This is a genomic window from Paraburkholderia aspalathi (assembly GCF_900116445.1).
In the GTDB taxonomy this organism is placed as follows: domain Bacteria; phylum Pseudomonadota; class Gammaproteobacteria; order Burkholderiales; family Burkholderiaceae; genus Paraburkholderia; species Paraburkholderia aspalathi.
Map to the genome: position 1 here is coordinate 409308 of NZ_FPBH01000003.1, position 18571 is coordinate 427878.

Below are 18571 nucleotides of genomic sequence, written 5' to 3' on the forward strand. Positions count from 1 at the left end.
TGGCGTCCGGCTGTGGAAAAAGGCTTCAGTTACCCGAGGCCTGAGTGGCCGGCGGGGCCGACTGTTCAGCCTCGAGGCCGGCCAGGGCGACCAGCGCGGTCAGTTCGGCTTCGTCAAAACCGGCGTCGCGACGCGCCTCGAAATTGAACGGACCGCGTAATTTCGGTGCGTGATACTGATCGGCGAGACGCGCGTAGGTGGCGTGCGGATCGAGGCCGCCCGCGTCGCACAGATGGCGGAACCAGCGATTGCCGATCAGCACATGACCGATTTCGTCGCGCAGGATCACGTCGAGAATCGCTGCGGACGCCTGGTCGCCCGCTTGCTGCAGGCGGGCGCGAATCGGCGGCGAGGCGTCGAGACCGCGTGCTTCGAGGGTGCGCGGCACCAGCGCCATGCGCGCCAGCACGTCGGCACGGGTGCGCTCGCACATGTCCCAGAGGCCGTCGTGTGCGGGAAAATCGCCGTAGGCATGGCCGAATTCCGCAAGCCGCGCGACCAGCAGCGAGAGGTGATGGGCCTCTTCGGCGGCGACTTTGAGCCAGTCGGTGTAGAACGCAGCGGGCATGCCGGCAAAGCGCCAGACGGCGTCGAGCGCGAGGTTGATGGCGTTGAATTCGATGTGCGCCAGCGCGTGCAGCAAGACGGCTCGCCCTTCGGGCGATTGCATGCTGCGGCGCTTCAGTTTGCGCGGATCGACCAGTTCCGGACGTGAAGGACGGCCCGGCAGGTCGGTCGGCTCCGCGAGTTCGAGGTCCGCGGAGCATGCGAGGCTGCCTTCGAGCACCGCTGCATATAAGGCGCGTGCTGCGGCTGCCTTGCTTGCCGGATCGATTTCGCGCAATGCGGCCAGCGCCGCGCTGCGCGCGCAGTTCGCGCGATTTGGGCAATGCTCAGGATTCGTCGACATCGGCAGAGCGGGCGGAACAGACGAAGCAGCGGAAATCATGGCAACCAGGTTGGCAAAGGGAATGGCAACAGGCAGGACGAAAGGCGCGACGGTTGCCGAAGCTCGGCGCCTGACGGCTCGCAGCACCTCCGAGCGGCCTAAGCACACAACCGTTTACAATACTCGATTCGACCATCTCGCGTGCCTATGGCGCGGGGCCGGCAGGACAGCCCGGTTCATCGGGGGCCTTTTGACCGCTTTTTGGGCGTTTAGCTTTATGCCCTATTTAGCTGCCTCATTTAACGGCCCCACTTCGTAACCGGTTTCGCAGCCCCGGCCCGCCCGCACAGCATGTAGCGACCGATCAAGAGGAGACAGCGTGACAATTTACAAGCTTGGCGAAGCAGCCCCGACCATCCATGAAAGCGTGTTCGTCGCGGATTCGGCGAACATTATCGGCAACGTGACGCTCGAGGAAAACTCAAGCGTCTGGTTCGGCGCGACGCTTCGCGGCGACAACGAGCCGATCACCCTCGGCGCCGGCAGCAACGTCCAGGAAAACGCGGTGCTGCACACCGACCCGGGCTTCCCGCTGACGATCGAGCCGAATGTGACGATCGGCCACCAGGTCATGCTGCACGGCTGCACGATCAAGGAGGGCTCGTTGATCGGAATTCAGGCCGTGGTCTTGAATGGAGCGGTAATCGGCCGCAACTGTCTGGTCGGAGCGGGCGCCATCGTCACTGAAGGCAAAGTGTTTCCCGACAATTCGCTGATTCTCGGCGCGCCCGCCAAAGTGGTGCGCGAACTGACCGAGACGGATATCGCCAATGTGCAGCGCGGCACGGCAAGCTATGCCGAGCGCCGCGAATATTTCAAGGCGCAGCTCGTGCGCATCGGCTAGTCAGCCGGGCGCGCGGCGCGCACGGCGCAGCATCAGGCTGCGTCATTCGACCGAGGAAAAGTTGTGAGCGACCAGTTGCAAAAATTCATGTTCAGCGCGGCGCCGGTACGCGGCGAGATCGTTTCGCTGCGCAATACGTGGCAGGAAGTGCTGACGCGCCGGGATTATCCTGCGCCCGTCCGGACGATTCTGGGCGAAATGATGGCCGCGTGCGCGCTGCTTTCGGCGAACCTCAAGTTCGACGGCACGCTTGTCATGCAGATTTTCGGCGACGGCCCGGCCAAGATGCTGGTGGTGCAATGCAGCTCCGACCTGTCGATGCGCGCCACCGCCAAGCTCTCCGGCGAAGCAGGCAATACGATCGACGACACCACCTCGATGATCGACCTGGTCAACGCGAGCGGCCATGGCCGTTGCGTGATCACGCTCGACCCGCGCGACAAGCAGCCCGGCCAGCAGCCGTATCAAAGTATCGTGCCGCTCTCGGGTGTGGACGGCCCGCTCAAGTCGATGTCCGAAGTGCTCGAGCACTACATGCATCACTCGGAGCAGCTCGACACGCGCCTGTGGCTCGCAGCGAACACCGAACGCGCAGTCGGCATGCTGCTGCAAAAGCTGCCGGGCGACGGCGGCATCGTCCCGCATCCGGGCGATCTGGATGCGGACACGTGGGAGCGCGTCTGCACGCTCGGCGGCACGATGTCGCAAGACGAGCTGCTGAAAGAAGAACCGGCAACGATTTTCCGCCGTCTGTTCTGGCAGGAGAACGTGCAGCATTTCGAACCGGCCACGACGCGCTTCGAATGCAGCTGTTCGCGCGAAAAAGTCGGCGCGATGCTGAAGATGCTCGGCCGCGAAGAAGTGGACGGAGTGATCGAAGAGCGTGGTCACGTCGAGATTCATTGCGAATTCTGTAATCAAAGGTACGAATTCGATCCGGTCGATGTGGCGCAACTTTTCGTCGCGAATGCGCTCTCACAAGGCGTGACACCGGCGGCCGACCAGCGGCACTGAAGCGGCCAGCGGCTGCGCGTTAAACGTGCTTTACAGGCAGTAAAATGACGCGTCGCCTGCTGCTTTTTTTGGGGCTTGGGCGGCGCGTTATCGTCGATCGTTGAGTTGGATCCCGGGCGGTGCGCGTTGCGCAAGTTTTGCTTAGGCATCCGACCGATGGAGATCAAAAATGAACATTCCTACTTCGCTCAAGCATTGCATACGCTCGTTGACCGTGCTGGCAGTCATCGCCGGCAGCGCCGCGCTTACGGGTTGCGTGATGGACCCACCGGGGCCATCGCCGATTTATAGCCGCCTGCCGGCCGACCAGTCGGGTATGGCCAGCACCGCCCGCCCGCTCACGCCGGAAGAACGCCAGCGCTATGATGCGATCGACCGTCAGGTGCTCTCCGATCAGAATCAGGCCATTGCCGCCGAGAACGCGGCTCAAGCGTACTCGCGTTATTACTCGCCGCCTGTCAGCGTGTACGGCAGCTATTACGGCGGGGGCTGGGGGCACGGCTGGGGTACGGGTGTCGGCGTAGGCTACTCGCCGTATTGGGGCTGGTAAGCCGAAACTGGCACGCCTAAAGTGAGGCATTAACGATGCGGCGATTGAGAGGTATGCCGTTCTTCTTATTCCAATGCCGATAAAAAAGCCGCCCCACGGGCGGCTTTTTTTCTTTCTACGCGCTTTTACGCTCGCGTTTTCGTTCGTTTCTGCGCTCAGTGCGCGGGCTTCTTCTCTGCCGACGCTTTGCCGCCATGCTTGCGATCCGGCTTCGCGCGCGACTCCGGGTTCGGCACCATATGCAGCGGCGCCGCCGACACCACGCCACGCGTAGACGTGGTAACCGAAGGCGTGTTCGCAGCCGGCAACGGCGCGTTCGGCGCAACGAACTGCACGAACACTTCGCTGTCCTTCACCATGCCCATTTCGTAACGCGCCCGCTCTTCCACCGCCGCGGTGCCGTTCTGCAAATCCTGGACTTCGCCTTCGATACGCTCATTGCGCAGCTTCGAGTCGGCATTCTTCTGCAGTTGCTGCGCCAGTTGCTGCTGCAACTCGTGCACGCGCAACCAGCCGCCATGCCCCCACCAGAGCGGATACTGGATGAGCGCCAGCAGAACGATCAGGACAGCAGTGACAAGCCGCATGAAGTAAGCACAATAAATACACGCCGCCCTGCGCTATACGCAGGGCGGCGGGGTCAATCAGAAACGAAAGATAACCGGTTCATCGGTCAGCGCTAGCGAACAATCCATTTAGCGCAGATTGTAGAACGCCGACTTGCCCGGATAGCTGGCGATATCACCGAGGTCTTCTTCGATGCGCAGCAACTGGTTGTACTTCGAGATCCGGTCCGAACGCGACAGCGAACCCGTCTTGATCTGACCGGCATTCAGGCCGACCGCGATATCCGCGATCGTCGAATCTTCGGTCTCACCCGAGCGGTGCGAGATCACGGCCGTGTAGCCGGCGCGCTTCGCCATTTCGATCGCCGCGAAGGTTTCCGTCAGCGTACCGATCTGGTTGATCTTGATCAGGATCGAGTTGGCGATGCCCTTCTCGATGCCTTCCTTCAGGATGCGCGTGTTGGTGACGAACAGGTCGTCGCCCACCAGTTGCACCTTCTTGCCGAGCTTGTCGGTCAGGATCTTCCAGCCGGCCCAGTCGCTTTCGTGCATGCCGTCTTCGATCGAAACGATCGGGAACTTGTCGGCGAGGTTCGCGAGATAGTCAGCGAATTCCGTCGACGACAGTTGCAGGCCTTCGCCCGCCAGCTGGTACTTGCCGTCGTGGTAGAACTCGCTCGCTGCGCAGTCGAGCGCGAGCAGCACGTCTTCACCGGCGCGGTAGCCCGCCTTTTCGATAGCTTGCAGGATGGTCGACAGGCATTCGTCGTTGCTGCCGAAGTTCGGTGCGAAACCGCCTTCGTCGCCCACGGCCGTGCTCATGCCGCGGTCGCTCAGGATCTTCTTCAGCGCGTGAAACACTTCAGCGCCGCAGCGCAGTGCTTCGCGGAAGGTCGGCTGGCTGACCGGCACAATCATGAATTCCTGGATGTCCAGGCTGTTGTTCGCGTGCGCGCCGCCGTTGACGATGTTCATCATCGGCACCGGCAGTTGCATCGCGCCCGAGCCGCCGAAGTAGCGGTACAGCGGCAGGCCGGCTTCTTCAGCAGCAGCCTTCGCGACGGCCATCGACACAGCCAGCATCGCGTTCGCGCCGAGGCGCGACTTGTTGTCCGTGCCGTCGAGTTCCAGAAGGGTCTTGTCGAGGAAAGCCTGCTCGGAAGCGTCGAGGCCCATGATCGCTTCGGAGATTTCGGTGTTGATGTGCTCGACAGCCTTCAGCACGCCCTTGCCGCCGTAACGGCCGGCTTCGCCGTCGCGCAGTTCGATCGCTTCGCGCGAGCCCGTCGATGCACCCGACGGCACCGCAGCGCGGCCCATCGTGCCCGACTCGAGCAGCACGTCGCATTCGACGGTGGGGTTGCCTCGCGAATCGAGAATCTCTCGACCGATGATATCTACGATAGCACTCATGGTTTCCTCAAGAAATGACGTTGAATTCTTTACTGTGAAACTGCACCGGACGCCTGTGTCGATCCGGAGTTAGTGCTTTAGCTGTCGACCAGAGTTCGCGCTTTAGCGCGCTACTCTGGTCCCATGCAGAGCACTGGTCTCCCCTGCAGACTGCCTGCACCCCGATGCTTTCGACGACCATTGCGTGCATTCGCCGCGTGCCAACTGAGCCGATCGGGCCAATTATGCGCGCCGATCGTGACACCCCGCGAACGCCTGAATCAGTTGAAATCGCTTTCGAGGAACGGCGCGCGCTTGACGGCCTGATCGAGCGTCACCAGCGTTTCGAGCAGATCGGCCATGCGATGCAACGGCACCGCGTTCGGGCCGTCCGACTTGGCTTCCGAAGGCTTCGGATGGGTTTCCATGAAGAGACCCGAGACGCCGACGGCAACCGCGGCGCGCGCCAGCACCGGCACGAATTCGCGCTGACCGCCCGAGCTCGTGCCCTGCCCGCCCGGCAACTGCACCGAGTGGGTGGCGTCGAACACGATTGGCGCGTTGGTTTCGCGCATGATCGCAAGCGATCGCATGTCCGACACGAGGTTGTTATAGCCGAACGACACGCCGCGTTCGCACGCCATGAAGCGGTCTTCCGAGAGACCGGCTTCACGCGCCGCATCACGCGCCTTGTCGATCACGTTCTTCATGTCGTGCGGTGCGAGAAACTGGCCTTTCTTGATGTTGACCGGTTTGCCCGAACGCGCGCAAGCGTGGATGAAGTCCGTTTGACGGCACAGGAAAGCAGGCGTTTGCAGGACGTCGACCACCGACGCAACCTGCTCGATCTCGTGCTCGGCGTGCACGTCGGTCAGCACCGGCAAACCGAGCTGACGCTTCACTTCCGACAGAATGCGCAAACCTTCGTCCATGCCCAGACCGCGGAACGACTTGCCGCTGCTGCGGTTGGCCTTGTCGTACGACGATTTGTAGATGAACGGAATGTTCAGCTTCGCGCAGATTTCCTTCAGCCGGCCCGCCGTGTCGATCGTCATCTGTTCGGATTCGACGACACAGGTGCCCGCGATCAGGAAAAACGGCTTGTCGAGCCCGATTTCGAAATCGCCCAGTTTCATGCTTTCTCCCCAACTTCCGTCGCCACGCGCGGCTGCTGATGCGCGAGCGCCGCTTCGACAAACGACTTGAACAGCGGATGGCCGTCACGCGGCGTGGACGTGAATTCCGGGTGGAACTGCACGCCGACGAACCACGGGTGCATGCTGCGCGGCAATTCCATCATTTCCGGCAGATCTTCACTCGGGGTACGGGCGCTGATGATAAGGCCACCGGCTTCGAGCTGGGGCACGAAGCGGTTATTGACTTCATAACGGTGACGATGGCGTTCGTTCACATCCTTGCCATAGATCTCTTCGGCCATCGTGCCGGGTTTGATCGGGCAGCGTTGCGAACCGAGGCGCATCGTGCCGCCCAGATCCGATTCTTCGGTGCGCTTCTCGACCTTGCCTTCGCGGTCGTACCACTCGGTGATCAGTGCGACCACGCGGTTTTCGGTTTCCTGATCGAACTCGGTGCTGTTCGCGTCCTTCAGGCCGACCACGTCGCGGGCGAATTCGATCACAGCCAGTTGCATGCCGAGGCAGATGCCGAGATACGGCACCTTCGCTTCGCGTGCGTAGCGGATCGCAGCGATCTTGCCTTCGGTGCCGCGACGACCGAAGCCACCCGGCACGAGCACCGCATCCAGATGCTTGAGGCTCTCGACGCCTTGCGTCTCGATCTCTTCCGAATCGATGTACTCGATGTTGACCTTGGTCGACGTATGCATCGACGCATGGCGCAGCGCTTCGATCAGCGACTTGTACGACTCGGTCAGATCGACATACTTGCCGACCATGCCGATCGTGACTTCGTGCTTCGGGTTCTCGAGCTTTTCGACGAGATCGGACCACATTGCCAGGTCGGCCGGCTTCGGCGTGAGCTTGAGCTCTTCGCAGATGATCGCGTCCAGACCCTGGTCGTGCAGCATTTGCGGGATCTTGTAGATGCTGTCGGCGTCCCACACGGAAATCACCGCGTCTTCCGGCACGTTCGAGAACATCGAGATCTTCGCGCGCTCGTCGTCCGGAATGCGACGGTCGGCGCGGCACAGCAGCACGTGCGGCGAAATACCGATTTCGCGCAGCTTTTGCACGCTGTGTTGGGTAGGCTTGGTTTTCAGCTCGCCGGCGGTGGCGACCCAGGGCACCAGCGTGAGGTGCACGAAGCACGCGCTGTTGCGGCCCATACGCAGACTCATCTGACGCGCGGCCTCGAGGAACGGCAGCGATTCGATGTCGCCCACGGTGCCGCCCACTTCGACGATGGCGACGTCCGGTTCACCGCACGTCGCGGAAGCCGCGCCGCGTTCGATGAACGCCTGGATTTCGTTCGTGATATGCGGAATGACCTGCACCGTCTTGCCAAGATAGTCGCCGCGGCGTTCCTTGCGGATCACCGATTCGTAAATCTGGCCTGTGGTGAAGTTGTTGGCCTTGCGCATCTTCGTGCTGATGAAGCGCTCATAGTGGCCAAGGTCGAGGTCAGTCTCCGCTCCATCTTCCGTCACGAACACTTCGCCGTGTTGAAACGGACTCATCGTGCCGGGGTCGACGTTGATGTAGGGATCGAGCTTGAGGAGGGTGACTTTAAGACCGCGCGATTCGAGGATCGCGGCGAGGGAAGCGGCGGCAATACCCTTGCCGAGGGAAGATACTACGCCGCCGGTGACGAAAACATATTTGGTCATCGCTGGATGCTCGCGGGAAAAACGGATTATACCGTAAAGCAGGGTCTCAACCCAGCAAAATCCGAGCGACATCTGCACGTACCGATGCTACGGCGGCAGCAATTGCCGTGCGCCGATCATGCACCGTTTTTTTGCCCCGGCGAGGCGTGCGGTCAGGCGCCCCGCTCCAGTTCGCGCAGCATCCGCTGCACCGCGCGCGCGGTTTCGAGTGGTTTTTCCATCGGATACAGATGGCTGCCTTCGATCCATTCCACATGACCGCCAGTCGCGCGGCGCGTGGCGTCCAGACCCGCCTGGCGCACCTCCTTCGAACGCGTGCCGGCGATGAAGCCCACCGGCACCGGGGCGCCGCGCGCAAGCCGGGGGCCGAGCGTATGCGGCAAGGTCTTGTAGATCTGATACTCAGTGCGCCGGTCGAAAGCGAGCGAACGGCCGCCGTCGAGTGAGCTCTGCGGGATGCCGAAGTCGATGTAGTCGGACAGCATGCGCTCGTCCCAGCGCGCGAACGCCGGCTTCGAGTGGAAATGCCGCCATGCTTCGTCCCGGCTCGCCCACTGCGTGCGGCGTGTGCGGGTGGCGGCCGCGGGCGACAGGCGCTCGTCGAGTCCGGTCCATTGCGACACGCGCAGCATGCTGCTGCGCCAGCCCGCGATTACTGGCGAATCGAGCATCACCACGCCCCTCACCCACTGCGGCTTTTTCAGCGCGGCCATCAGCGACAGATAGCCGCCGAGCGAATGGCCGACCAGCCACACCGGCTGCTCGTACGAGCGGCCGATGTCGTCGAGCAATTGCTCGACCAGATGCGGCCAGTCTTGCGTGACGGGATAACGCGCGTCGTGACCGATGCGCTCGATCGAGCGCAGTTCATAGTCGTCGGCGAGTTCGGCGAAGATCGTCCGGTAGGTCGACGCCGGAAAACCGTTCGCGTGCGAGAAGTGGATGATGTTTTTCAACTGCGACTATCTCCGTTCTGTTTTGGCACGCCGGAATGGCGCCTGGCTTTTCATCCTGGTTCCAAGTCCAGCGGCGCGTTTGTTCTATCTGTACGGTCAGTGATCCATCAGCGATCCATCCAGTAGCGGCGTTGCGTGTCGCGATAGCGTTCGAGCGTCAGTGCGGCGCTGTTCAGGTCTGGGGCGGTTCCCGTGCTGACTCCCGGGCTTCCCTCGGGCGCGACGCTCAGGTTGAGACCTGGGCCGAAATCCATTTTGGAATCCGGGCTCACATCGACCCGCACCGCGCCGTCCGCATCGCTGCGCGCAAGCTCGATGTGCCGTGCCTTGTAACGCTCGAACACACCCGTATTCGGATGATGAAATCGGTTGCGATAGCCTACCTGAAATAGCGCGACGAGCGGGTCGATAGAGTCGAGGAACGGCTCGGTCGACGAGGTCTTGCTCCCGTGATGCGGAACGACCAGCACCTGGGCGCGCAACGCGTCGCGATCGCGCGCGAGCAGGATGCGTTCGACCGGCGCTTCGATGTCGGCCGTCAGCAAGGCGGTTATGCGTAATGGCGTCGGTTTAACATTTCCGGCTGACGCCCTCGTCTCAGCAGACACCGTACTCACCCGCAACACGCAGCAATGCGCATTCGGCTTGCCTTGCAGCGGTCCGGCATCGGGCCAGAGTATTGCGAACTCGACGCCGTCCCACTGCCAGCGCTGCCCCGCCGCGCAGGGCAACGTATCCGCGGCGCGCTGCTTTGCGTTCGACCACAACGGATTCGTCGGCGCCAATGCCGCCACCATTTGACGCACCTCGATCGCGTCCAGCACAGCCGGCGCGCCGCCCGAGTGGTCGGAGTCGGCGTGGCTGATGAGCAGCGTATCGAGCGTCCTGACGCCATGCGCCTGCAAAAACGGCACGACAACCCGTTCTCCAGCGCGCGTCGATTCAGGCCCCGGCCCGGCGTCGAACAACAGCGCATGGTGCGCGGTTTCGACCAGCACGGAGGTGCCTTGACCGACGTCGAGCGCCGTCAGACGGAAGCTGCCATTCGGCGGGCCGGGCGGCGCCGGTAGCAGCAGTGGCAGCCACGTCAGCGGTGCGGCCCAGCGCAGCGGCCAGCCGCGCGGCGCCAGACACCAGAGAACGCCTACCGCCGCCGCGGCAAGGGTCCACGCGTCCGGCTGCGGCAATCGCCAAAGTGTCCATGCCGGGCCGGACAGCATCTGCAAGCCCGCAGCGAGCAGGTCGAGCAAGGTGTGCGCGGCGCGAAAGGCGTAGGCATCGAATGGCGCGGGCAACGCGACGCCCGCCAAAACCGCCGGCGTCACCAGCAGGCTCACCCATGGAATCGCGAAAGCATTCGCAAGCGGGCCGATTAGTGGAATCTGCGCGAACCAGTAAACGGTGAGCGGCGCAAGCGCGACCGTTACCGCGAACTGCACATGCGCGGCGCTGCGCAGGCGCTCACCGAAAGCGCGAACGCGACGGCACAGGCCGGACCACAGGCGCGAGAGCCTTGTCGGCGTCACGACGCCTTCACCCTCTTCGTCACGGCGCTGCTCATGATCCTGCACACGAGGCCGTCCCGACATCGCGAACAGAATCGCCGCCACCGCGCAGAACGACAGCCAGAATCCCGCCGATACGACCGCCCAAGGATCGATCAGCAGCACCAACCCCAGTGCCCACGCCAGCACCACCGATCGCGCGACGTTGCGCCCGCTGATAAACGCGAGCGCAACGACACCCGCCATCCATAGCGCACGCTGGGCCGGCACGTTGAAACCGGCCAACGCCGCATGCAGCCCGGCGAACAACGCGCCGCCCGCCACCGCAACTACCTGAGCGGGTAGCAGCAATGGCCAGTTGCGGCCGATGAACCCCGAACGCCGCCACACCGCACCGGCGAGCCACGCCGCCAGTCCCGCAACAAAGCCGATATGCAAACCAGAAATCGCCACCAGATGACTGGTGCCGGTGCCACGCATTAACAGCCAGTCGGCCGCGCTAACTTCGTCCTGCGCGCCGATGGCGAGCGCAACAACGATCCCACGATGTGGCGCATCGGCGAGCACCGTGCCGATGCGCGCACGCAGCGCGGCGCGCCAGCGATCGACCGTCACGCCTACGCCGCGCGCGTTGCCCGGCAAACGCACGGCGTGACCCGGTGCGCTCACATAGCCGGTGGCGCGTACATTGCGCGCCAGCAAACTGGCTTCGGCATCACGCACGCCGAAGTTCGCATTGCCGTGCGGGCGTTTGAGCCGTACGGTCAGCTGCCAGCGCTCGCCCGGTTCGAGCAACGGCGCAGGCGCATCTTCAGCAATCCACGACAGTTGAATCACGCGCGGAAAAGCGGTGATCGGCGCATCCGCCGACTCGACTGCGAAGAGAAAACGCGCGCCCTTTTCATCGCGTGACGGCAGACCCTTGATACTGCCGACGACGTCGATATCGCGGCCTTCCCAGGCGCCGGGCAAGCTCACCGCGAGCCGGGTCTCAGCGCGCCAGGCGGCGTAACCGAAGCCCACACATAAGGCCGCGATCCACACCGCGCTCCAGCCGACATGCGAACGCAAGCGTGCGCTGAACAAGACATGGCTCACGCGCGGATTTGCAACCACCGCACGCGTGTCGGCAATCAGAGAAGCACCGCAGCGCAATCCGCCCGAAAGACCGCTGCTCCCTTCGCCAGAAGCGCCGCGACGCAATCCCCACACCGCTGTAAGTAGCGCAACGCACCCCAGTAGGATCAGCGCGCACCATCCACCCCCATCCGGCAACACCGCCTGCCGCTGCAGCCAGAACACGCCCAACGCAAACCCGCACCACCATGCCCGCATCCGCCCTCCGCCCCTTCCGCCCAACCATCGCCGGACGGCGCAACGCACAGCGAGCAGGCGTCAGCTATCCCGCCAGGCACGTGTTCCGCCCGGCGCGAATCACTCAAACCATCGCGTTCAATTATGCAGAGGAAAGTGCGAGCCGCGGCAGCGCGGCGAGCGCGTTAGCCGTTGTGCCTAGGGCGGTTTCGTCGGCGCTCATGCCGCGCAGTTGCGCGAGGCCCGCGCCGATGGCTGGAATCTGATCCGGCGAGTTGCGCTGTTTGTACATCCAGGAAGGCGCGATGTCCGGCGCGTCGGTCTCGACGACCAGCGCATCGAACGGCAATTGCTCGGCAAGACGGCGGATTTGCCGCGCCCGTTCGAAGGTCAGATTGCCACCGAAACCGAGATGCATGCCCTGGTCGATATACGCCTGAGCCTGCTGGAAACTACCGTTGAAAGCGTGTGCGATGCCGCGATGGATCTGATGCCGCCGCAGCCCTTTGATCACCTGATCCTGCGATTTGCGCACGTGGCAAATCACCGGCAGATCGAATTCGCGCGCCAGTTGAAGTTGACCGTTGTAGAAGAACTGCTGGCGCACATCGTCGAGACCTTCGACGAAATAATCGAGACCGATCTCGCCGATGCCGACGAACAGCGGATCGTCGAGACTCGCCTCGATTTCCATGCGCAGCAGGTCGAGATCGCTCTCCTCTGCGCCCGGCGTGAAGAGCGGATGGATGCCCAGCGCATACGCGCCGCCGTCGACGCGGTGCGCGAGTTCACGCACCATCGTGAAGTTCTCGCGACCGATCGCGGGAATCACGATACGCCCCACGCCCACTCGACGCGCCGCATCGGCGACTTCGTCGCGATCGGCGTTGAATTCCGAAGCGTCGAGATGGCAGTGCGTATCGATCCACATGGCGCGCCTCGTTAGTGACAGAGGTGGCGGAGCAACGCTTACGTTCCGCGCGGTGCTTAAACCGGCACCGGCGGCTCTTCGTACAACACGCCGTCGCGCAAGCGCATGATCCGGTCGCAACGTCCGGCCAGTTCCGGATCGTGCGTGACGATCACGAAGCTGGTGTCGAGCGTTTGCGACAGTTCGAGCATCAGGTTGAACACGGTGTCGGCGGTGCCGCCGTCCAGATTGCCGGTGGGTTCGTCGGCGAGTACGCAAGCGGGTTTTGTCACCAGCGCCCGCGCGATCGCGACACGTTGACGCTCGCCGCCCGACAGCTCACCTGGACGATGCTTCGCCCGATGTCCCATGCCGACGCGCTCCAGCACCGCGAGCGCTTCGCGCCGCGCGGCTTCGGTCGTCATCCGGCGGATCCGCAGCGGCATGGCGACGTTGTCGAGCGCGGTGAATTCGGGCAGCAGATGGTGGAACTGATACACGAAACCGAGCGCGCGATTACGCAGATCGTTGCGTTCGCGCTCGGAGAGCTTCGTAAAGGGCTTGCCCATTACCGAAACATGACCGGCACTTGGGTCGTCGAGGCCGCCGAGCACATGCAGCAGCGTGCTCTTGCCGGACCCCGACGCGCCGACGATCGCCAGCTTTTCGCCGCGCCGGACATTCAGTTGCGCGTTGTTGAGGACCTGCACATTGAGGCCGCCCTGCACGAACGACTTCGAAATGCCGGTCGCTTCCAGCACATAGGGATGCAGCGCGTTATTTTGATCGGCCATGGCCAGGCTAGTGGAACGGTCATTCATAGCGCAGTGCCTCCGCAGGACGGACTTTCGCACCACGCCAGCTCGGATAAAGCGTCGCCAGCGCCGACATCACGAACGCGATGATGCCGATCCGCGCCACGTCGGCGGGAATCAGTTCAGACGGCAGTTCGCTGATGAAATACACAGACGGCGGCAGGAACTGCACGCCGAGCAGATGCTCGATCATCGGCACGAGCCACGGAATGCTCCAAGCAATCAGGCAGCCGAGCGCGACGCCGGTCGCCGTGCCGATAAAGCCGATCGTCACGCCCTGCACCACGAATATCTTCATGATCGAGCCGGGCTGCGCCCCGAGCGTGCGCAGAATCGCGATGTCAGCCTGCTTGTTGGTCACCGTCATCACCAGCGACGACACCAGATTGAACGCCGCGACCGCGATGATCAGCGTGAGAATGATGAACATCATGCGTTTTTCGATCTGCACCGCCGAGAACCAGGTCTTGTTCTGCTGGGTCCAGTCGCGAATATACAAATCGCCGGACAGGCTGCGCGCCAGTTGATGCGCGACCTCCGGCGCCCGCTGCATATCGGTCAGGCGCAGCCGCACGCCGGTTGGCGCGGATAGCCGGAACAGCGCCTGCGCGTCCTTGATATTGATCAGCGCGAGCGTGCTGTCATATTCGTAATGCCCCGACTCGAAGATGCCCACCACGGTGAACTGTTTCAGCCGAGGCAGCATGCCGGCGGGCGTGATAGTGCCTTCGGGCGCGACCAGCGTGATCTTGTCGTTGACCGCCACACCGAGATTGGTGGCGAGGTCCGCGCCCAGCACGATGCCGAAGTCGCCCGGCACGAGGTCGGTCAGCTTGCCGCCCTTCATTTCCTTGCCGATGTCGGACACTTCGGGTTCGAGCGTCGGCTCGACGCCGCGCAGCGCCACGCCGCTCACGGCGTCCTGGCGCGTGAGCAGCGCTTGCGCTTCGACGTACGGCGCCGCGCCGATCACTTCCTTGTTCTGGCGCGCTTCCTGGGCGGTCAATTGCCAGTTGGGCATCGAACCGGTCGGCGAAAAGATTTCGACGTGCGCCAGCACCGACAGCATCCGGTCGCGCACCTCTTTCTGGAAGCCGTTCATCACGGACAACACGACGATCAGCGCCGCGACGCCGAGCGCAATGCCCGACATCGACACGAGCGCGATGAAGGAAATGAAGCCGTTACCGGTCGTGCGTTTGCCGGCGCGGGTGTAGCGCCAGCCAATCTGCCATTCGTAGGGAAATTTCAAGCGAATCCTTTTCTGCGTTCTTCGTCTGCTCGCGGGCCTTTTGCCGCGCATGGCGGCGGCAGCTTGCGGCTGTCACGCCTGTCATGCGGCCCCGAGCGTCGTGATCATTGGTGTCGCGGCAACCCGGATGGTTCCGGTATGACGTTCCGGTGCGCTCCAGTGCCCCAAGCAACCCCCGCGCCACCGGAGCCATCGCCCCGTCCCTGCCGCCACTGCCGTCAATCAAGCGCGAAGTTTGCCATACAATGCCGCGAACACACGCAAAGGCCTTGCACGCGGGGTTCACGGCGAACGCACAGGCCTGCCGGCGGCATCGAGCACAACGCTCGCGGCGACAACCGGCCCGCCCGCCGCCTCGAGCCGCCCACACCCTAGCGCAGGTTGTAGCGACTCCTAAGACCATTGATGATCCCGGCCGCCTCGCTGGCCGCCACGTCGCGCACTTCCGCATCCTTACGGTCGCGATGCAGATGGGTGATATCCCAGTTGCAGCCGTCCTCATCCTCGACGGTCTCGTGGAATCCGGTCGGGATCCAGCCGGCCGTGGCCGGATTGGCGTCGAGCGCCTGCACGACCAATCCGAGCAGTTCCTGCTCGGTTTTCAGTTCACGCGACATGTCGGTCTCCCTCGTCATGGGCGCGGTGCCGCCGCGCGCGGCTGCTGCCATCGGCGAGGCCCGGATGGGGGTGCCCGAATCCGCCGATATGGTCTGAATACTCGCACTCTTTGCCCTACAATGCGCAGCATCATGCACGCCAACCGTCTTCATCTTCTCCTGCCCTTCGCGCTGCCCGCCGCAGCGGACGCCTCCACCGCCCTGCACGATATTCAGAGTCCAGCCCTCGACCGGCTGATCGCCCGTGCGACGCTGGTCGAACGGGTGGTCGGTGAAGATTTTCAGCGCACGCTGCCGCACGAGCGCTGGGTGGCGCGCCAGTTCGGCGCGCTGCCGAGCGGCGCAGCTGCCGCCGACGAAGCGCCGCTTGCCCCGTACATGCTGCGCGCAGACGGCGGCGAACCCGGCAACGCCACGTGGGCCTGCGTGCAACCGGTGCACGTGCGTATCGCTCACGACCATCTGGTGCTGATCGATCCGGCCTCGCTCGAACTGTCCGACGGCGAAGCCAGCGTGCTGCTGGAGATCGCCCGGCCGTTGATCGAGGAGCTCGGCGTGCGCATCGAAGCGCCCAAGCCCGCACGCTGGTACCTGTCGGGCGACGGCTTCGGCACACTGGCCGGAGCGTCGCCGTTGCGCGCGAGCGGCCGCAACATCGAAATCTGGCTGCCGCACGAGGCCCATTCCGGCGACCGTTCACGCGCCTGGATGAAGCTGCAGAACGAGGTGCAGATGGCGTGGTTCGAACATCCCGTCAATGAAGCGCGCGAAGCGCGTGGCCTGCCGGCTGTCAACTCGATCTGGTTTCACGCGCAAGGCGCGGCGCAGCCGGTGACGAGCCCGTTCGCGCGGGTATTTTCCGACGCGGCGGCCACGCGTGGCCTCGCCATGACTTCGGGCGTCCAGACCGCGGCGCCGCCGGCGTCGTTTGCGGCGTTCCAGGCCGCTACGGCGGCAAACGGCGCCTCAGGCAACGCGTCGGTTGGCACGTCCGCCGACACACATGCCAACGGCGCCACGCTGGTAGAACTCGATCCTTTCTCCACGCCCTACATCGAGCAGGACTGGGCGCGCTGGAACGACGCCTTCGCCGCATTGCAAACCGACTGGTTCGAGCCGGCACTACAAGCGCTGCAATCCGGCCAGTTAAACGAACTCGCCCTGACGCTGTGCGGCGACACCGGTTCGGTGACGCTCACGATCACGCGCGGCGACCTGCGCAAATTCTGGCGACGGCGCGTGTTCGCCTCGCTGTTTATCGAATGACCTATCGAATGATCCACGGCCTCTCCGAATGACTCGAATCGTTACGCGCGCCTCGTCACCCGTCGACGCCGAAGTCCTCACCCGCCACGGCCTGCATCCGGTGCTTGCGCGCCTGTACGCCGCGCGCGGCGTGTGCATGCCCGATGAAATCGAAACCGGTCTCGCGCGGCTCGTGCCGCCCGCCGGGCTCAAAGGCTGCGACGACGCCGCCGCGCTGCTCGCCGATGCCATTCAGAACAAGCGCCGCATGCTGGTGGTCGCCGACTACGACTGCGACGGCGCCACCGCCTGCGCGGTCGCGGTGCGCGGCTTGCGCATGTTCGGCGGCCAGATCGAATATCTGGTGCCGAACCGCTTCGAATACGGCTATGGCCTCACGCCTGAGATCGTCGCACTGGCCGCCCGCAGTGCATCGGGCAAGCCGGAACTGCTGATTACGGTCGACAACGGCATCGCCAGCGTCGACGGTGTGGAAGCGGCGAACGCGCTCGGCATCGACGTGCTCGTCACCGACCATCACCTCCCCGGCGACGAACTGCCGGCAGCCCGCGCCATCGTCAATCCGAACCAGCCGGGCTGCACGTTCCCGAGCAAATGCATCGCCGGCGTCGGCGTGATGTTTTATGTGCTGCTGGCATTGCGCGCGGAATTGCGCCGCCGCGGCGCCTTCAACGACGACTTCCCCGAGCCCCGTCTGGACGGCCTGCTCGATCTGGTCGCGCTCGGCACGGTGGCCGACGTGGTCAAGCTCGACGGCAATAACCGCGTGCTGGTCGCGCAAGGACTGCAGCGGATTCGCAAAGGCAAGATGCAGCCGGGCATCGCCGCCCTCTTTCGCGCCGCCGCGCGCGACGCCCGCAGCGCGTCGGGCTTCGACCTCGGTTTCGCGCTCGGGCCACGTCTGAATGCGGCCGGCCGCCTGTCGGACATGTCGCTCGGCATCGAGTGCCTGACCACCGACGACATCGGCCGCGCATGGGATCTCGCACAGCAGCTCGACACGATGAACCGCGAGCGCCGCGAAATCGAAGCCGGTATGCAGCAGCAGGCGCTCGAAGACCTCTCGGCGATCAATCCTGAGGGCGCGACCACCATCACCCTGTTCAATCCGAGCTGGCACCAGGGCGTGATCGGCATCGTCGCCGGACGGTTGAAGGAGAAATTCCACCGGCCGTCGTTCACATTCGCGCTCGCCGACGATAGCGGCCTGCTCGTCAAAGGCTCGGGCCGGTCGATCTCGGGCTTCCATCTGCGTGACGCGCTCGATCTGATCTCGAAGCGCGAGCCAGGCCTGATCGTCAAATTCGGCGGCCACGCAATGGCCGCGGGTTTGACGATGGCCGCCGCCGACGTGCCGCACTTCACCGCCGCGTTCGAGGCCGTGGGCCGGGAATGGCTCTCTGAAGAGGCGCTCTCGCGCACGGTCGAAACCGATGGCGAACTCGAAGACGCCTACTTCACGCCGCAATTCGTCGAAATGCTCGACGCCGCCGTATGGGGCCAGGGCTTCCCGGCGCCGGTGTTTTCCGGCGAATTCGACATTGCGTCGCAGGCGCTGGTGAAGGACAAGCATCTGAAGCTGCAACTCGTGCGCGGCCGCCAGCGCTTCAACGCGATCTGGTTCAATCACACCGATACACTGCCTGCGCGCACCACCGTTGCTTACCGGTTGGCCAGCGACACGTGGAATGGCGTGTCGCGAGTGCAATTGATCGTCGAGCACGCGGCGAGTTAGCACGTTGCCCGAGACGCCCGCAGGATGCGCAACGGCGTCGAAAATCACCGCAAAATCAACCCCAAACCCGCGCCGGATCG

At 63.8% G+C, this 18571-nt stretch carries 16 protein-coding genes; 5 read left to right on the forward strand and 11 right to left on the reverse strand.

The genetic code is table 11. The features are described 5' to 3' along the window. Positions 1 to 25: 25 nt before the first annotated feature. Entirely contained in the window at positions 26 to 949 is a 924-nt protein-coding gene (locus BM438_RS06805; RefSeq protein WP_093633656.1) for a ferritin-like domain-containing protein, read from the reverse strand. 319 nt (positions 950 to 1268) lie between these two features. Here BM438_RS06805 and BM438_RS06810 point away from each other — a divergent pair, with 319 nt between their 5' ends. From BM438_RS06810 to BM438_RS06820, 3 genes are all read left to right on the forward strand, one after another. Beyond that, positions 1269 to 1793, forward strand: a complete 525-nt coding sequence (locus BM438_RS06810; protein ID WP_093633538.1) for a gamma carbonic anhydrase family protein — start codon at positions 1269 to 1271, stop codon at positions 1791 to 1793. 63 nt (positions 1794 to 1856) lie between these two features. Next, on the forward strand, positions 1857 to 2807 hold the full coding sequence (gene hslO, locus BM438_RS06815; protein WP_093633539.1) for an Hsp33 family molecular chaperone HslO: 951 nt from the start codon (positions 1857 to 1859) through the stop codon (positions 2805 to 2807). Positions 2808 to 2976: 169 nt separating this feature from the next. Next, positions 2977 to 3357 carry a hypothetical protein gene (locus tag BM438_RS06820; RefSeq protein WP_093633540.1) on the forward strand — a complete coding sequence of 127 codons (381 nt, stop codon included), beginning with the start codon at positions 2977 to 2979 and terminating at the stop codon, positions 3355 to 3357. 155 nt (positions 3358 to 3512) lie between these two features. Here BM438_RS06820 and ftsB read toward each other — a convergent pair whose 3' ends face one another. The 10 genes from ftsB to BM438_RS45395 all read right to left on the reverse strand — a co-directional run bounded on the left by ftsB (position 3513) and on the right by BM438_RS45395 (position 15643). Further along, positions 3513 to 3944 (reverse strand): cell division protein FtsB, encoded by a 432-nt coding sequence (gene ftsB, locus BM438_RS06825; protein ID WP_093633541.1) that lies wholly within the window; start codon positions 3942 to 3944, stop codon positions 3513 to 3515. Between the two features lie 108 nt (positions 3945 to 4052). After that, the gene (gene eno, locus BM438_RS06830) at positions 4053 to 5336 is read right to left on the reverse strand and encodes a phosphopyruvate hydratase (protein ID WP_054038196.1); all 1284 of its coding nucleotides are present in this window, start codon (positions 5334 to 5336) and stop codon (positions 4053 to 4055) included. Positions 5337 to 5596: 260 nt separating this feature from the next. After that, the gene (gene kdsA / locus BM438_RS06835) at positions 5597 to 6451 is read right to left on the reverse strand and encodes a 3-deoxy-8-phosphooctulonate synthase (RefSeq protein WP_093633542.1); all 855 of its coding nucleotides are present in this window, start codon (positions 6449 to 6451) and stop codon (positions 5597 to 5599) included. Continuing rightward, a complete protein-coding gene (locus BM438_RS06840; protein WP_093633543.1) occupies positions 6448 to 8121 on the reverse strand; it encodes a CTP synthase in 1674 nt (557 codons plus the stop codon). Before BM438_RS06840 ends, kdsA begins: the two co-directional genes overlap by 4 nt. A gap of 152 nt (positions 8122 to 8273) precedes the next feature. After that, positions 8274 to 9077, reverse strand: coding sequence for an alpha/beta fold hydrolase (locus BM438_RS06845; protein ID WP_093633544.1), 804 nt, complete (start codon positions 9075 to 9077; stop codon positions 8274 to 8276). 107 nt (positions 9078 to 9184) lie between these two features. Further along, a complete protein-coding gene (locus BM438_RS06850) occupies positions 9185 to 11917 on the reverse strand; it encodes a DNA internalization-related competence protein ComEC/Rec2 (RefSeq protein ID WP_093633545.1) in 2733 nt (910 codons plus the stop codon). Positions 11918 to 12038: 121 nt separating this feature from the next. Next, positions 12039 to 12827 (reverse strand): TatD family hydrolase, encoded by a 789-nt coding sequence (locus BM438_RS06855; RefSeq protein WP_093633546.1) that lies wholly within the window; start codon positions 12825 to 12827, stop codon positions 12039 to 12041. 56 nt (positions 12828 to 12883) lie between these two features. After that, the gene (lolD, locus tag BM438_RS06860; RefSeq protein WP_093633547.1) at positions 12884 to 13627 is read right to left on the reverse strand and encodes a lipoprotein-releasing ABC transporter ATP-binding protein LolD; all 744 of its coding nucleotides are present in this window, start codon (positions 13625 to 13627) and stop codon (positions 12884 to 12886) included. After that, the gene (locus tag BM438_RS06865; RefSeq protein ID WP_093633548.1) at positions 13620 to 14873 is read right to left on the reverse strand and encodes a lipoprotein-releasing ABC transporter permease subunit; all 1254 of its coding nucleotides are present in this window, start codon (positions 14871 to 14873) and stop codon (positions 13620 to 13622) included. The genes lolD and BM438_RS06865 overlap by 8 nt, the downstream gene beginning before the upstream one ends. Positions 14874 to 15244: 371 nt before the next feature. Continuing rightward, positions 15245 to 15643, reverse strand: coding sequence for a hypothetical protein (locus tag BM438_RS45395; RefSeq protein WP_167378305.1), 399 nt, complete (start codon positions 15641 to 15643; stop codon positions 15245 to 15247). Between BM438_RS45395 and BM438_RS06875 the strand changes: the two genes are divergently transcribed. After that, positions 15611 to 16756, forward strand: coding sequence for a regulator (locus tag BM438_RS06875; protein ID WP_093633550.1), 1146 nt, complete (start codon positions 15611 to 15613; stop codon positions 16754 to 16756). The genes BM438_RS45395 and BM438_RS06875 overlap by 33 nt on opposite strands. 28 nt (positions 16757 to 16784) lie before the next feature. After that, entirely contained in the window at positions 16785 to 18491 is a 1707-nt protein-coding gene (gene recJ / locus BM438_RS06880) for a single-stranded-DNA-specific exonuclease RecJ (RefSeq protein ID WP_093633551.1), read from the forward strand. Positions 18492 to 18571 lie beyond the last annotated feature (80 nt).

Bases quoted from the DNA above. Each gene is read 5' to 3' on its own strand.
- BM438_RS06805 (WP_093633656.1), bottom strand. From the start codon at position 949: ATGATTTCCGCTGCTTCGTCTGTTCCGCCCGCTCTGCCGATGTCGACG.
- BM438_RS06820 (WP_093633540.1), top strand. From the start codon at position 2,977: ATGAACATTCCTACTTCGCTCAAGCATTGCATACGCTCGTTGACCGTG.
- ftsB (WP_093633541.1), bottom strand. From the start codon at position 3,944: ATGCGGCTTGTCACTGCTGTCCTGATCGTTCTGCTGGCGCTCATCCAG.
- eno (WP_054038196.1), bottom strand. From the start codon at position 5,336: ATGAGTGCTATCGTAGATATCATCGGTCGAGAGATTCTCGATTCGCGA.
- kdsA (WP_093633542.1), bottom strand. From the start codon at position 6,451: ATGAAACTGGGCGATTTCGAAATCGGGCTCGACAAGCCGTTTTTCCTG.
- BM438_RS06840 (WP_093633543.1), bottom strand. From the start codon at position 8,121: ATGACCAAATATGTTTTCGTCACCGGCGGCGTAGTATCTTCCCTCGGC.
- BM438_RS06850 (WP_093633545.1), bottom strand. From the start codon at position 11,917: ATGCGGGCATGGTGGTGCGGGTTTGCGTTGGGCGTGTTCTGGCTGCAG.
- BM438_RS06855 (WP_093633546.1), bottom strand. From the start codon at position 12,827: ATGTGGATCGATACGCACTGCCATCTCGACGCTTCGGAATTCAACGCC.
- lolD (WP_093633547.1), bottom strand. From the start codon at position 13,627: ATGAATGACCGTTCCACTAGCCTGGCCATGGCCGATCAAAATAACGCG.
- BM438_RS06875 (WP_093633550.1), top strand. From the start codon at position 15,611: ATGCGCAGCATCATGCACGCCAACCGTCTTCATCTTCTCCTGCCCTTC.
- BM438_RS45395 (WP_167378305.1), bottom strand. From the start codon at position 15,643: ATGAAGACGGTTGGCGTGCATGATGCTGCGCATTGTAGGGCAAAGAGT.
- recJ (WP_093633551.1), top strand. From the start codon at position 16,785: ATGACTCGAATCGTTACGCGCGCCTCGTCACCCGTCGACGCCGAAGTC.